The organism is Duganella sp. AC917, assembly GCF_979258245.1.
This window is the reverse complement of sequence record NZ_OZ409848.1, coordinates 1,699,252-1,714,085: the sequence shown is the minus strand read 5'-3', so window position 1 is coordinate 1,714,085 and position 14,834 is coordinate 1,699,252. Positions and strand designations below refer to the sequence as shown.

The 14,834-nt window shown below is 64.6% G+C and carries 12 protein-coding genes; 6 read left to right on the top strand and 6 right to left on the bottom strand.

What is annotated here, in order from left to right:
• The first annotated feature begins 39 nt into the window (after window positions 1-39).
• Complete coding sequence (locus tag ACZ0BA_RS07535) at window positions 40-411, top strand: glycerophosphodiester phosphodiesterase family protein (protein WP_463450703.1); 372 nt, start codon at window positions 40-42, stop codon at window positions 409-411.
• Window positions 412-522: 111 nt separating this feature from the next.
• On the opposite strand, the gene ACZ0BA_RS07530 is transcribed toward ACZ0BA_RS07535, so the two are convergent.
• Entirely contained in the window at window positions 523-1,407 is an 885-nt protein-coding gene (locus tag ACZ0BA_RS07530) for a ChuX/HutX family heme-like substrate-binding protein (protein ID WP_463450702.1), read from the bottom strand.
• 121 nt (window positions 1,408-1,528) lie between these two features.
• On the opposite strand from ACZ0BA_RS07530, the gene ACZ0BA_RS07525 reads away from it, so the two are divergent.
• Window positions 1,529-2,233, top strand: a complete 705-nt coding sequence (locus ACZ0BA_RS07525) for a PEP-CTERM sorting domain-containing protein (RefSeq protein ID WP_463450701.1) — start codon at window positions 1,529-1,531, stop codon at window positions 2,231-2,233.
• Between the two features lie 97 nt (window positions 2,234-2,330).
• Here the strand turns inward: ACZ0BA_RS07525 and ACZ0BA_RS07520 are convergent, their stop codons facing one another.
• Together ACZ0BA_RS07520 and ACZ0BA_RS07515 are read right to left on the bottom strand one after the other, a co-directional pair.
• A complete protein-coding gene (locus ACZ0BA_RS07520) occupies window positions 2,331-4,676 on the bottom strand; it encodes a GH92 family glycosyl hydrolase (RefSeq protein ID WP_463450700.1) in 2,346 nt (781 codons plus the stop codon).
• A 133-nt stretch (window positions 4,677-4,809) separates the two neighbouring features.
• A complete protein-coding gene (locus tag ACZ0BA_RS07515; protein WP_463450699.1) occupies window positions 4,810-6,078 on the bottom strand; it encodes a cyanophycinase in 1,269 nt (422 codons plus the stop codon).
• Window positions 6,079-6,251: 173 nt separating this feature from the next.
• Between ACZ0BA_RS07515 and ACZ0BA_RS07510 the strand changes: the two genes are divergently transcribed.
• The gene (locus tag ACZ0BA_RS07510) at window positions 6,252-7,622 is read left to right on the top strand and encodes an amino acid permease (RefSeq protein WP_463450698.1); all 1,371 of its coding nucleotides are present in this window, start codon (window positions 6,252-6,254) and stop codon (window positions 7,620-7,622) included.
• A 166-nt stretch (window positions 7,623-7,788) separates the two neighbouring features.
• The gene (locus tag ACZ0BA_RS07505) at window positions 7,789-8,751 is read left to right on the top strand and encodes a manganese catalase family protein (RefSeq protein ID WP_463450697.1); all 963 of its coding nucleotides are present in this window, start codon (window positions 7,789-7,791) and stop codon (window positions 8,749-8,751) included.
• A 108-nt stretch (window positions 8,752-8,859) separates the two neighbouring features.
• Here ACZ0BA_RS07505 and ACZ0BA_RS07500 read toward each other — a convergent pair whose 3' ends face one another.
• The 3 genes from ACZ0BA_RS07500 to ACZ0BA_RS07490 form a co-directional block, all read right to left on the bottom strand.
• Window positions 8,860-9,129: a GlsB/YeaQ/YmgE family stress response membrane protein gene (locus ACZ0BA_RS07500; RefSeq protein ID WP_463450696.1), complete on the bottom strand. Its 270-nt coding sequence runs from the start codon at window positions 9,127-9,129 to the stop codon at window positions 8,860-8,862.
• A 109-nt stretch (window positions 9,130-9,238) separates the two neighbouring features.
• A complete protein-coding gene (locus ACZ0BA_RS07495; RefSeq protein WP_463450695.1) occupies window positions 9,239-10,438 on the bottom strand; it encodes a sensor histidine kinase in 1,200 nt (399 codons plus the stop codon).
• On the bottom strand, window positions 10,439-12,232 hold the full coding sequence (locus tag ACZ0BA_RS07490; RefSeq protein ID WP_463450694.1) for a glycoside hydrolase family 2 protein: 1,794 nt from the start codon (window positions 12,230-12,232) through the stop codon (window positions 10,439-10,441).
• 263 nt (window positions 12,233-12,495) lie between these two features.
• Here ACZ0BA_RS07490 and ACZ0BA_RS07485 point away from each other — a divergent pair, with 263 nt between their 5' ends.
• Together ACZ0BA_RS07485 and ACZ0BA_RS07480 are read left to right on the top strand one after the other, a co-directional pair.
• Window positions 12,496-14,184, top strand: a complete 1,689-nt coding sequence (locus ACZ0BA_RS07485; protein WP_463450693.1) for a hypothetical protein — start codon at window positions 12,496-12,498, stop codon at window positions 14,182-14,184.
• 48 nt (window positions 14,185-14,232) lie between these two features.
• Window positions 14,233-14,742 carry a TspO/MBR family protein gene (locus tag ACZ0BA_RS07480; protein ID WP_463450692.1) on the top strand — a complete coding sequence of 170 codons (510 nt, stop codon included), beginning with the start codon at window positions 14,233-14,235 and terminating at the stop codon, window positions 14,740-14,742.
• Window positions 14,743-14,834: the final 92 nt, after the last annotated feature.

Below are 14,834 nucleotides of genomic sequence, written 5' to 3'. Positions count from 1 at the left end.
TCGCTGCGCCGGCGATCCGGGGCCCCACGCCTGTGGCCGATGGACGTGGCGGCCGCCGGCGGCAAGCTGACCTTCGCTCAGATGTGCACGCCGGCCGGCATGCGCGACATCGCGCAATATGCCGACGTGGTGGCGCCGCCAACGCGCTCGATCATTCCGTTGAAGAAGGACGGCAGCCTGGACGCGCCAAGCTCCTTTGTTGACGATGCGCACAAAGCAGGCCTGCGCGTGGAACCGTGGACGTTCCGGCCGGAGAACCAGTTCCTGGCGGCCGACTTCCGCGACGGCGGCAGTTTGCAGGCGCGCAACGAGGCCGGCTCGATCGCCGAGATGAAGCGCTATATCGCCGTTGGCTTGGACGGCTTCTTCACCGACGACCCGGCGCTAGGCCGCGCCGCCGTCGGCGCCTAAAAGCCACTCCGGGGTCAAGTCTGTCATTCGGACACTAACTCATCCGTACAGCCATCGTAGCGTAGAGTCCGTGTCCGAATGACAGACTTGACCCCGGGGGGGTGGAACGGATTAGCGGCTGGCCTGGCGCGAGGTGTCGTCGGCTTTCGGTAAGCCGGCTGTCATGTCGATCCAGCTCGCTGGTTGCGGTTTTTTCGGCTCGCGTACGCCGAAGAAGCTGACCACCTGGTCGCCGTTGTTGTCGTAGAACTCGACCGAGGTGATGCCGGCGCGCTTGACCACCCAGCCGCTGGCGAAGGCGCTGTCACGCAGGTGCAAATTGAATTCCGGATCGAGCACGTTGAACCAGCCCGGCGAGGCGGCGACCTTGCCGACCTTGCCACTGAAGATCTGGATCGTCGAGCCATTGCCTAAAAAAACCATGATGTCGATCTTTTGCCTGGCCGTTTCTTCGAGCAGCTGGCGCACCGCTTGCGGCGTGATACGCGTGGCGGCGCCGGCCGGGGCGAGGCGCATCGCTTGCTGGCGCGAGACGCCGAATTCCGTCAGCAGGCGGTTGAACTGGTGCACGTCGTTGATTTCGTTCCAGGCCAGCTGGAATTCCTTGACGTCAATCTCGCTGTCCGGCTTTTCCTTGGCCTTGGCCGGTTGCGCGGCCACCCTCAGGTCGGCGCTTTGCGATGGCGCGCGGAAGTCGGCCACCAGCTGGTCGAACACCGGTACGCCGGCGTCGTTCTTGAGGTACAGCTTGTGCACGGCGTTGCCGCTGGCGTCGAAGAATTGCAGGCTGCGCGAGACGGCGCCGTCCTTGCCCGGCTGCGTGACCGCGAACGCGTATTTCCATTTGTCGAACGTGAAGCGCAGGTCAATTTCGCCGCCCAGATAGCCGCCGGCGATGTTGCGCAGGCGCGCCTCGCGCTCTTTTTGACGCCCCGTCCTCGACCCCGCCCCCGCCTGACGGCAATTCCACCACGCCCGCGCCACTATTCTCCTCATTGTGCTGAAATTGCCTTGGGCGGCGATCTGTCGCGCGACACACTTGCAATTTTATATTTACAATTCCTGAGTGCAATTAATATAATAAGTTCCCTACTTCACAACAGAGATTGGAATGGCTATGACCTGGACAACCAAGATGAACGCAGGCGTCGGCGCGGCGACGCTCGCGTTGCTGTTTGCCGCCAGCCCGGCGCGTGCGGAGACCGTGACCTACACTTTCACTGCCGTGGTCGATCAAGTGCTCGCTCTGTCGAAAGGCCAGGGCGGCTTTGTCGACAGCGCCGATCTGGCGGGCCATCACGTGGGGGTGAACGACCAACTAACCGGACGCATCAGCTTTGACATTGCCAATCCGGCCTCCTTCTTCGACTACGGCAGCTACAGCCTGAGCACGCTGCCAACGTTCAGCATGGAATACAGCTTCAAGTCCGGCCTGAATAACTATGCCAGCGCCAACTCGGGCGCGGTGACCGTGACGAACGGGGAGGCCAGCGATTCGATCTCGCTGGAAAATACCAACTACGGCTTCGGCGAGCAGCCCGATCTGAGCGGTGGCGCCGGGCTGGGCTTCAACGACGCCAGCGGCAAATACCTCAATTCGACGGCGCTGCCCTCGGCACTCGACATCGCGTACAAGGGTCTGGTGTCGACCATCGGCGCCGGCTGGTACCGTCAAAGCGACGATTACAGCCTGTCGTTCTGGGGCACGCTGACCTCCATCGAACGGGTCCAGGTCTCCGCCGTTCCTGAGCCGGAGTCGGCCATGATGATGCTTGCCGGCCTCGGCGCGCTCGGCGTGGCGCTGCGCAAACGCCGCGCTTAGTTCCCGGCAACCACGCCAGTATTACTCCCGAATGCGACAAGGGCGCCACTGACGTGGCGCCCGATCGGACCGAAATTCGTAGCCGTTGGTCGAAGAATCAGTACGCCGTTTGCGTGTACGGCCGCACCGCCGCACCCTTGCCCCATGCCTTGTTCGGCTGCTTCGACATCGTAAACACCAGTTCGCCGCCGGCCATGATTTGCTCGTGGCGCAGGAAGGTTTGCGCGAGCGGCTGGCCGTTCAGGGTCACGCCGTCGACATAGGCGTTGTCCGCGCTCAGGCCGACCGCGCGGATGGTGAAAGTCTTGCCGTTGGGCAGATTCATCACCGCCTTGTCGAGGAAAGGACGGCCGATCACGTACTCGTTGCTGCCCGGCGCCACCGGATAGAAACCCAGCGCCGTAAACGCCAGCCACGCCGACATCTGCCCCAGGTCGTCGTTGCCAGACAAGCCTTGCGGCGTGGCGTTGTACTGCGACGCCACCACCTGCGTCAGCCGCTGCTGGGTCTTCCACGGCGCGCCGGCGAAGTTGTACAGATAGGCCACGTGATGCGACGGTTCGTTGCCGTGCGCGTAGTGGCCGATCAGGCCGGAAATATCCTCCATGTGCGCATAGACGTTGTCGTCGACTTTGGCGTCGAACATCATGTCTATCTTGTTTTGCAGGCCGACATCGCCACCCAGCATCTTGATCAGGCCGGCGTTGTCATGCGGCGAATACCACGAATATTGCCAGGCGCTGCCCTCGGTGTAGTCGCTGCCGAAGTTCGAGCGCACCGAATCGAACGGCTCGCGGAACTTGCCGTCAGACTTCTTCGCGCGCAGGAAGCCGGTCTTGGTGTCGAACGAATTGCGGTAGTTCAGCGCCCGCTTGTAGTAGCGCGCGGCGACATCCTTCTTGCCCATCTTCTCGGCCATGCGCGCGATGGTCCAGTCGTCGAACGCGTATTCGACCGTCTTCGACGCCGCCTCCGGCTCCAGGTCGATCGGCACGTAGCCCAGTTTCATATAGTGTTGGAGGCCGCCGTAGGGACCATATTCGGCGCTGCTGGTCATGGCCTTGAGCGCCTCCTCGGCGTCGAAGCCCTTCATTCCCTTCATGTAGGCGTCGGCGATCACCGGCACCGCATGGTAGCCGATCATGCACCACGTCTCGAGCCCGTGGTACTGCCAAACCGGCAAAATGCCGTACGGGCTGGCCTTCTGCGACGCAATCAGCGAGCGCACGAAGTCGACGTTGCGCTGCTCCGGCTGGATCAATGTCAGCAGCGGATGCAGCGCGCGGTAGGTGTCCCACAGCGAGAAGGTGGAATGGAAGCGGAAGCCGTCGGCCTGGTGGACCTCGTTGTCCGGCCCGCGATAGCGGCCGTCGCGGTCCATGAACAGGCCGGGCGCCAGCATGCTGTGGTACAGCGCCGTGTAGACCATGGTTTTCATCGGCGCTGCCGCCTCGATCTCCACCGCGCCCAGCGCCTGGTTCCACGCGGCCGAGCCGTTGGCGCGCTCGGCGTCGAAGTCCCAGCCCGGCATCTCGGCCAGGTTGGCAATCGCGCCCTCCTCGCTGACGGCGGAAATGGCCACCTTCACCAGCAGCTTGCCGTCCGCCGGCACGCCGAATTCCAGCGCGCCGACCAGCGCCTTGCCTTCGACGAAAGGCTTGAGGTTCGGGTCGTCACCGGGACCGCTGCCGGGACTGGCGAAGCCCTTGTATTCGATATCGGTCTCCATATTGCGCAGCGCCCGCGCCGTCAGCGGCTGCGAAAAGGCGATGGCGAAATACAGCTGGCGGCCGGCCGCCCAGCCGCGCGTCTCGCGCATGCCGGTAATGAGCTTGTTGTCGCGCACGCGCAGGCGCGACCACAGGTTCTTGGCCTTGTAATCGTAGATGCTGCTGCGCAGGTCGAGTATCACTTTGGCCGAGGCGCCGGCGGCGTAACGGTAGCGGTGCAGGCCCACGCGCTCGCTGGCCGTCAATTCGACGTCGACCTCGTTATCGAGCAGCTTGACGGCGTAATAGCCCGGCTCCGCGCGTTCGTCCTTGTGGCTGAAACGCGAACGGTAGCCGCTGAAGGGACGCTCCGGATAGCCCGGCTCCAGTTTGGTTTCGCCGCTGTAAGGCATCAGCAGCACGTCGCCCAGGTCCGAATGGCCGCTGCCGGAAAAGTGCGTGTGCGAGAAGCCGAGGATGCTGTCGTCCTCGTAGCGGTAGCCGGCGGCCCAGGGATAGCTCTGGCGGAACGGCCGCACCTGCGTGTCCGGACTCAGTTGTATCATGCCGAACGGGCGCGCCGCGCCGGGGAAGGTGTGGCCGTCGCCGCCCGTGCCGATGAACACATTCACCGCTGCGGCGGGCGTGCCGGGCGCGGTCTGCGCCACCGACGTCGAAGGGATCAACAGAGACATCACCAGCGCGGCGGCCGGCAGTAAAGTAGTCGCGTTCATTCAGCTTCCTGGCTTCGTGGGAGGGGACAAACCAACTTTATAGCGCCAGAGTGACCGCCGGTCAACAAAATCGCCGCAGGTGCACCGCTGTTTAGTAAATGCGCTAAACAAGCCGTGGCGACCGGGGGCTGCGCTATTTGTACCAGGGCCGGGTGATCTGCAACGGCCTGACGTCGAGCCGCATGTTCAACACCGTGTAGGCGTCCATGGTGGCGGAGCTGTACCCGGTGGTGCCGGCGTCGCGCGTCAGCTTGAACTCGAAGCCGAGGTCCTGGCGCGGGTCCAGCGGACCGGCGACGGCGATACCGATCGCCTGCGTCTCGCTGTTGTCGACCAGTCTGGACATCAGGATCAGGATCGTGTTGTGGCCCAGCACCTCGGTCGAATACACCGGCTCCTTCAGATACGGCTTTTGCGGATCGACCTTGCCGTCGATCTTGTCGGCCGACGGGGTGTAGCGGCTGGTGGCCAGGTCGTAGCGGTCGTCGCGGTCCAGGTAGCTGAGCCGCGCATTGGACAGGTTGAAGTCCTTGACGTTCTTGTCGACCTTGGCCTGGGTCAGATCGACCAGCAGCGCGCCCTGGTAACCGACCACCTCCACCTGGCGCCGGCCGGTGATGATGACGGCGGAGTTCTCATCGATGCCGATGCCCAGTTTGTAGCCTTTCTTGAGCATCGCCGGCAGCATGCGGGCGAAGCGCCCGCGCGCCAGCAGGTGCTGGTCGACGAAGATCTCGTCGCCGATAAACCCCAGGCCGGCGGTCAGTTCGCGGCCGTTGACGCCCTCGCTCAAGGTGCCGAACACGGTCTTGGCGTCGTAGAACATGGTGCTGCTCATGATGGCCGCGCCGGCGCTGGTGCCGGCGATGACGCCGCCGCGCTCATAGACATCCCAGATCGCCTGCAGCACCGCGGTACGGGTGCCGTCCGGACGCACCAGCGCCTGCGTGATCAGCGCCTGGTCGCCGCCCGAGAAATAGACGCCGCCCGCCTCGCGGATCGAGCGGGCCAGGGTTTCGTCCTCGGCGTCGCGTTTGTAATCGCGGTCTTTCATGCGCACGGAGAGTGGCACGACAAAGCCTTCGGCGCCGTACTGCTTCAATCCCGCCACCAGATAGGCGCCCGAGCGCACCGGATTGGCCGAGGCGCTGGGTAGCACGGCGATGCGGGCGCCGGGACCTCCGGCCAGTTGCACCACGCGCTGCCAGATGGCGGCGTTATCCCCGCGCACGGCGCCGCCGGCGATGACCAGCGACCCTTTCGGAACTCCCGGGCCGGTTTGCACCGGCTTGGCCGCCGGCGCCGCGTCGGCGGCCAGCGCCGAAGCGCCCCACGGCGCCACCGCCAGCGCGATCAATACCCCCAGGCCGACGCGGCGCGCCGCGCGAACAAAAATCGACATACCGTATTCCTTGAACTTGTAGCGCTACAATTATCAATCTTGTCTGATCTATCAGCCATAGACTACCATAGCGGCAAGCCGGCGCGGGCACTGTCCAGATGCCCGCAGCGGCGCGGTTGTGCCAGAATCACGCAGTTTCACCTCTATCTTTCCATCAAGCGACCGGGGATCAAGTGGCCTACAATAAGAATGAACGCCAACAGAATGAACTCAAACGTGGCCTGAAAAGCCGTCATATTCAACTCATCGCGCTCGGCGGCGCCATCGGCACCGGACTTTTCCTCGGCATCGCGCAGACGATCCAGATGGCCGGGCCGTCGGTGCTGCTGGGCTACGGCGTCGCCGGCATCATCGCCTTCTTCATCATGCGCCAGCTCGGCGAGATGGTGGTCGACGAACCGGTGGCGGGCTCGTTCAGCCACTTCGCCGACAAATACTGCGGCAACATGGCCGGCTTCCTGTCGGGCTGGAACTACTGGGTGCTGTATGTGCTGGTCAGCATGGCCGAGCTGTCGGCGGTCGGCATCTACGTCCAGTACTGGTGGCCGGGCATCCCCACCTGGGTCTCGGCGCTGGCCTTCTTCGCCATCATCAACGGCATCAGCCTGGCCAACGTCAAGGCCTTCGGCGAGATGGAGTTCTGGTTCGCCATCATCAAGGTGGTGGCCATCGTCGGCATGATCGGCTTCGGCGGCTACCTGCTGCTGTCGGGCGATGCCGGCCCGCAGGCGAGCGTCGCCAACTTGTGGCGGCATGGCGGCTTCTTCCCCAACGGTTTCGGCGGCCTGGTGATGGCGATGGCCGTCATCATGTTCTCGTTCGGCGGCCTGGAACTGATCGGCATCACCGCCGCCGAGGCCGACGACCCGACCCGCACCATTCCCAAGGCCACCAACCAGGCCATCTACCGCATCCTGATTTTCTACATCGGCGCGCTGGGCATCCTGCTGTCGCTGTACCCTTGGCAAAAGGTGGTCACCGGCGGCAGCCCGTTCGTGCTGATCTTCCAGGCGCTCAACAGCAATATGGTGGCGCACGTGCTCAACGCGGTGGTGCTGACAGCCGCGCTGTCGGTCTACAACAGCTGCGTCTACGCCAACACGCGCATGCTGTACGGCCTGGCTAAACAGGGCAACGCGCCGCGCCTGCTGCTGACCGTGAACCGCCGTGGCGTGCCGCTGGCGGCGCTGGGCGTGTCGGCGCTGGCGACCGGCATCTGCGTGGCCGTCAATTACTTCATGCCGGGCAAGGCTTTCGGCTTCCTGATGGGCCTGGTAGTGTCCGCGCTGATCATCAACTGGGCCATGATCAGCTGGATACACCTGCGTTTCCGCGCGCGCAAGAAAGCCGAAGGCAAGACGACCTTGTTCCGCAGCCTGGGCTACCCGCTGACCAATTACCTGTGCCTGGCCTTCCTGGCCGGCATCCTGGTGGTCATGTACCTGACGCCGGACCTGCGTTTGTCGGTATATCTGATCCCCGTGTGGCTGGTCGCGCTCAGCGCCGGCTACTGGTTGCGTCAACGCCGGGCCGTCGCGCGCTGACGCCGCTGCTGGCCGGTCGCGCGGCGCGCGGTCGGCCAGCTCTCCTACATGCCGCTACGCGGTATTCCTATGTCACCGAATTTCCCGAACGCGCACCATCTCCAGACAGGCGTCGCGGAGGGCTGCGCCGCCTCATGTTTAACCAAATCAATGAGGAGTGACCTACATGTTTGCACACAACAAAAGGCTGCAATACACGGTGCGCGTCGGTGAAACCAATCCCGGCCTGGCCAATCTGATGCTGGAACAATTCGGCGGTCCGCAAGGCGAGCTGGCCGCCGCGATGCGCTACTTTACCCAGGCAGTCGCCGAGGACGATCCAGGCCGCCGCGATATGCTCTACGATATCGCCACCGAAGAGCTGAGCCACCTGGAAGTCATCGGCAATATCGTCGTCATGCTCAACAAGGGCGCCAAGGGCGAGCTGGCCGAGGGCGTCGACCAGGCCGGCGAGCTGTATCGCAAGATCAACGGCGCCGGGAACGATAGCCACGTGACGCAGGTGCTGTACGGCGCCGGCGCCCCGCTCATCAACTCCGGCGGCGTGCCATGGACGGCGGCCTATATCGACACCATCGGCGAGCCGACGGCCGATTTGCGCTCGAACATCGCCGCCGAGGCGCGCGCCAAGATCGTCTACGAGCGCCTGATCAACCTGACCGAGGATCCGGGCGTCAAGGAAGCGCTGGGCTTTCTGATGACGCGCGAGATCGCCCACCAGAAGTCGTTTGAAAAAGCGCTGTACTCGATCCAGCCGAACTTCCCGCCTGGCAAACTACCGGGGCTGGCCCCCTACACCAACGTCTACTTCAACATGTCGCAGGGCGGACCGGAGGTGCGAGGACCATGGAACCAGGGCGGCGACTGGACCGTCGTTAGCGACCGCGAGCAGCAAATGGGGGTCGACGGCGGCGACGGGCTGGCGACCGTGCAGGTCACCAACGAAGAGCGCGCGCTGCTCGACCAGATGGCGCTGCGCACGATGTCCGATCCACAGGCCGAACCGCTGACCGGCGCCGAGCTGGGCATGGGCGCCGGCCAGAACATCGACGGCGCCAATGGCGCCAACGGCAATGGCGCCAATGGCATGACCGGAATGACCGGCGCGAAAATCACGCCTCCACACTAGGCGCCGCGCACCGGGGGCAGCCCCCGGCGACCAGAACCAGAAAGGGCTCCCTTGCGGAGCCCTCGGTCGCTGCCAACGCTCCGCCATGCGCTAGGCGGCGGTATTTTTTCAGCGCACCCGACCGCGCCGCACCAGATTGACGATCGCCAACAGGATCAGCGCGCCAAGGAACGACACGCCCAGCGACGCCAGGCTGAAGTCGTCCGAATTGATGGTGCCGGTCCCGAACATCGGCGCCAGCAACCAGCCGCCGAGCAAGGCGCCGACAATGCCCACCACCACGTTCAATAACATACCTTGTTGCGCGTCCGTCTTCATGACCAGACTGGCAAGCCAGCCCAGAATGCCGCCTATGACGATCCAGATTATCAGATTCATTGCATCCCCCTTCTTGGAAAAAGCCGGCCGGCTGGCCGGTCGAGTGATTATCCGAAGCCTGAGACTTCGCTACTATCGGCTCTCACGCCGCCCCCGCGTGGGACTGATCCTAGCCCGCTTGCGAACCATTCTGCTGCCCTTGCTGACTATCTTGTTGCTGGGTCGAAAACGGCCGCGCATCGGCCGGCAAATCGATCGTCACCGTGGTGCCGCGCTCGGCCGAGCTATCGATCAGCACGCTCCCGCCGTGCGATTCGGCCACGTGCCGCACGAACGGCAGTCCCAGGCCCCAGCCCTGCACGCCGTTGCGCGCGTGGCGGTGGAACATCAGGAACACGTCCGAGATCCGGTCTGCCGGTATCGGCTCGCCGCTATTACTGACGGCGATGCTGGCGCGCCCCGGCGCGGTCGAGATGGCGATCCGCACCGGCCGCTCCGGGTCGCCGTATTTGCACGCATTGCGCAGCAGGTTCTCCAGCGCCCGTTTAAGCAGGCGCCGGCTCCATTGGCCGGGCGGTGCGTCGCCTTCCAGCTCGTAAGGCCCCGGCCGCTGCGGCGCGTCGTGCAGCACCTCCCCGGCCAGCTCGCGCAGACCGAAACACTCGATGTCGAGCGGCAGCTTCTGGGCGCTGTTTAGCGCGGCCGTGTCGAGCAGCTCGCGCACCATGGCGTCGATGTGCTCGACGTTGGACTGGATGCGCACGGCCAGGTCCGCCGTTTGCCGCGGCTCGACACCCCTGGCCAGCAGCGTCGCCGCCATGCCGATCGTGCTGAGCGGCGTGCGCAGGTCGTGCGCCAATGTGGCCACGTAGTCCTGGCGCAGCCGCTCCTGGGTTGACGTGTAGGCGGCAATCGCATCGAGCACGGCGACATCGACCGATTCGTGCACCTGCATCAGTTGCACCGGCGTCAGCGGCACGCCCTCGCGCTCGACCATGCGCAGGAAAACGCGTTTGAAGATCTGGTACTCGGCGATGAGCTCGTGCGGCTGGTAATTGGTCATGCGGGCTCGCTCGTCGCCGTGCGCGGTGGCGATCGAGGTGCCCTCGACGGCGTTACGGCGCGGATAATCGGGCGCCAGCGCCTGCACCAGGTTGTCGTAAAACGTCGGCAAGGTATTGATCAGTATGGGCGGCGACAACTGGTTGGCGCGCTGGATATCGGCAAGGATGGCCGCCGTCCAATTGCCCATCAAATGCTCGCGCAGATCGAGCAACTGCCGCGCCAGCGGCGGCAGCTCCTGTGGACGGTCATCGTAGTTGGTGCCGATGATGGCCGGCGCGCTTCTTCCTGGTGGCTTATCGCTCATTCACACCCCGGGTAGTGGAAACAGGTCGGCGCCGTGCCGGGTGGCCTCGCAGATCTTCTCGAGCGACACCTTGGGACTGCGGTCGGCGTTCAGTAGCCCGTTGGCCTCCTGGAAGGTATCGGTGAACTGCGTGTAGCAAAAGCCGCTGAACATCGTCGTCTCGGCCACGGCCTTGAGCAACTCCGTGTACTGCGCCAGGAAGGAGTCGGCGTCGGTGGCGCGCGAGTAGCCCCAGTTGCGGGCGCCGGTGGCCCGGGTGTTGTAGGCGATGCCGCCGAACTCGGTCAGCACGATGGGCTGGCCCCGGTGCGGGAAACCGTCCAGCGTCAGGATGCGCCCGCCCGGGCGGCGCTGGTCGAACAGCGTGCGCACCGGGTCGCTCACCGCGTAGCGCTGGCGCAGCCGCTCCGGATCGGCGTCGTAGTCGTGGATGCCCAGGATGTCGGTGGCCGACGCCTCCCAGCCGTCGTTGCCGATCACCGGCCGCGTCGAATCGAGCATGCGCGTCAGGTGGTACAAGGCCTCGACCGCGTTGCGGTGCGCCTGCATCGACGTCAGGTTGGGCACGCCCCACGACTCGTTGAACGGCACCCACACGATCACGCACGGGTGGCTGTAGTCGCGCTGGATCGCCTCGGTCCACTCCTTGAGCAGCCGGGTGATCGCCCGCGCGCTGAAGGCGTAGCCGGACGGCATCTCGCCCCACACCAGCAGGCCGAGGCGGTCGGCCCAGTACAGATAGCGCGGGTCCTCGATCTTCTGGTGCTTGCGCACGCCGTTGAAGCCCATTTCCTTGGCCAGCTCGACATCGCGGCGCAGCGCCGCGTCCGATGGCGCCGTCATCAGCGTATCGGGCCAGTACCCCTGGTCGAGCACCAGCCGCAGCGGATACGGGCGGCCGTTGAGCATGAAGCGGTCGCGGTTGACCGCCACCGAACGCATCGCCGTGTACGAGCGGACGCGGTCGATGACCTGATCGCCATGGTACAACGTCAACTCGGCATCGAGCAGCGTCGGGCTTTCCGGGCTCCACAGCAGGTCGTTGCGCGAATCGTCGATGCCGGGGTCCGACAATACGATCTTGCGGCTGGCCTCCATGCCGACCATCAGGTAGCGGTCGGCCGCCAGCAGCGTGTCGTCGTGCGTCACGCGCACCTCCACCGACATGCCGGCGCACGAATCGCCGCCAGCCAGCACCTCGCAGCCGATCTCGAAACCGTCGAACACCGGGGTCCAGCGCAGCGACCGGATGTAGGTCGCCGGCAGCGGCTCGAGCCAGACGCTCTGCCAGATGCCGGTGGTGCGCGGATACCAGATCGAATGGGGCGCCAGCTGCCAATCCTGTTTGCCGCGCGGCTTGGCCAGATCGGCCGGGTCGTCCTCGGCCAGCACCACGATGGTCTGCTCCGGCCCGTCAACCAGCACGTCGGTGATGTCGGCGGAAAACGGCGTGTGGCCGCCCTCGTGGTCGGCCACCAGCATGCCGTTGACCCACACCCGGGCATGGTAGTCGACCGCGCCGAAATGCAGCATCGTGCGCGGCGCCCGCTGGGCCAGCTCGAAACGGCGCCGATACCAGCAAGCGAAATGGAAGGATTGGTCGTCGATCCCGCTCGCGACGGACTCCGGAGCGAACGGCACGTTGATGCGATGCGTCCACTCGACGCCGTCGCCGGCCATGCCATGCCGGCGGTCGCCGCCGAAGGCGAATTCCCACTCCCCGTTCAGCGATTGCCACTCGTCGCGCACCAGTTGTGGGCGTGGATACTCAAACAGACGCTCAGTTGAACTCATGCAACTCCCCCGCGTATGAAAGAGACGGCGTCACCGTCAGATCGAGTCCATGCTACCAATCCTGCCGCCGACGCGACGTTCAATTCCGGTTGGAATCGTATGAAAGACGCCCAACCCCGTCGCCGTCTAAATATGGCATCATGGGCCGGCATTGACTGTTGATGGATGTTAAGAATGCTTAGTGCCAACTACCGTACAGTGGGGATACGCGATGCCGGCCGACCAGCAGCGGCAATCGCGCGTCTACCGCTACGGAGCGCTACATGCCACCATTCCGCCTTCCACCACATTCCGCACGTCGCACGCTGACCATGGGCGCCACCGCGTTCTACCTCATCTCGACAGCGCCTGCCGCGCAGACGGAACCTGCGGCCGGCCAGCCCCGCGACGCATTGGCCGAAAATCTTATCGGCCTCTATCCGGCGACCGATTTCCGCATCACCAAAGCCGACTGCAAGGACTGCGCCACTTCCCCGCAAGCCCTGTGGTACTTCGGCGATGACGTAGTCGCCGTCGCCCGCAAAGACGCGGTGGGTTCGACACCGCATTTGCGGGCCCAGGACGACGTGCGCGCCTGGCTGGCCGCCACCGCCGCCACCGCCCAGGACAAGCCGCCGCCACTACTGTGGATCGGTTCTCCGCAGGTCGCGGAAGGCCGCCTGGCGGCCGACGCGACATCGCTGCGTCTCGCCGCTGGCGAATCGGCGCTGGCGGTGGCGCTGACCGCCCGACTCGCCAGCAATCGCGCCTACTTCGACGCCAGCAGCCAGGCTTACTTCGCCGGGCGCCAGATCAAGGCGCGCGGTGTGTTCAGGGATGGCACCTTCCACGCGCGCACCTTGTGGCCGAAGGACTACGCCATCGCCACCCTGCCCGTCGCGACGCCACTGACAAACGGCGAATCCATCGAAAGCCTCGTGCGCCTCGATAACGGCGGCGCGCGAGCGCCGTTCTCCGCACGCACCTTGTGGCGGCGCGACGGCGGCGCGGAAGTGGTTTCGCTAACCGGTAAACCGGCACTCGCCTTTATCCTCAGCGGCGCGCAGGGCGACGACGATGAAGCCTATGGCGGCCACTTCGCGGTGGCCACCGGCCGCTTCGACCAGCAAGGCGGCTGGGACAACTGGTTGGTCAACAACTTCTACAACCTGGGATCGGTCAGCGAAAAAGGCATTATCGCGTCGACGCTGCCGATGGACGCCTACATGGCAGACTTAAATAGCGGCCAATCCTGGTATCGGCCCTCGTACATGCTGGTCGCGGTCATGAAGGACCAGCGCGTGCCCGCGCTTTATCAGGAAGCGATCGGCCGCGTCTTCAACCACTTCTACAGCCAGGACTTCCACTACCGCCATGCGGGCACCAACTGCGCTGGCATCAACGTCGACACGCTGCGCACCTTAGGTTGGGGAATACCGCGCGTGGGCGGCGAAAGTCCGTTCAAGGCGGCCGTGGCGCTGCCGTACATGGCGCTCAAGGAGGTCAGCCTGGCCAGCGGCCAAAGCGCCTACGACTACCTCAAGACCGAGCGCACCGAGTTGCTGCCTTTTGTCGCCTTCAACACCATCGGCGAGGATTTATTGAATCGGCTGACCGGGAAAGAAGGCGCGCGCAGCGCGATCGAGACGCAGCTGGCGGATGATCTCGAGGCGATCGTGTTCGTGCGTATTCCGCAGTTCCCCTCCTCGCGCGCGTTCGGCTACGAACCGGTACTGTCGCTCAGTGAATACGAAAAGCGGGCGCCGGCCGACCGCGCCGACTGGAAGATCATCCCGGTGGGACCGCGCGAGTTTCCGGCGTCGATGAAAAATCCGCTGGCGCCGAAGGAAAAGAGGCCGCAATCGGTCACCGCGACCTACGTCCTGGCGGCCAGCGTGCTTTGCCTGTCGGGCGGCGTGATCGTGGCGTGGCGCAGAAGGCGGCAAAAAGGTCGATCTCGAACGGACGTTTGAGCGGCGTTGGGCTACACTGTCGTCAACAAGATAACAACAGAGAAAGCCATGACGCCGGACGCCGTAAGCCACGCCAAACCACTCCGACTACCGGCGCTTGCCGGATGGTTGCTGCTGACGTTCGCCTTCGCAGCGATCGGCGCCTTCGCATCGGCGCAGGCCGGGGGATTCTACTTGCAGCTGGAGCGGCCGTCGTGGGCGCCGCCGGCGTGGCTGTTCGGCCCCGCGTGGAGCGTGCTGTATCTGTTGATGGGCATCGCCGCATGGCGGGTACAGCGCACCGACAGCGAGGCGAGCGTGCGATCGGAGATGACGCTGTACGTGGTTCAACTGGCGTTTAACGCCTTATGGACGTGGCTATTTTTCGCCTGGCGCCAGGGCGCCTGGGCGTTTGTGGAAATACTGGTGCTATGGCTGCTGATCGCCGCGACGATACGCGCGTTCGGCCGGCGCGACAGAATCGCCGGGCTGCTGCTGGTGCCATATATCCTGTGGGTCAGCTACGCCACGGCCTTGTGTTACAGCGTCTGGCAACGCAACCCGTCGACCTTCGGCTAACGGCCAAGAGACACCACGAAAACACTCGGGACGCTTCACCGTTTGCGATTCCACAACTGCGTTTTTCGACAACGGGCTAGGCTAACGTGACT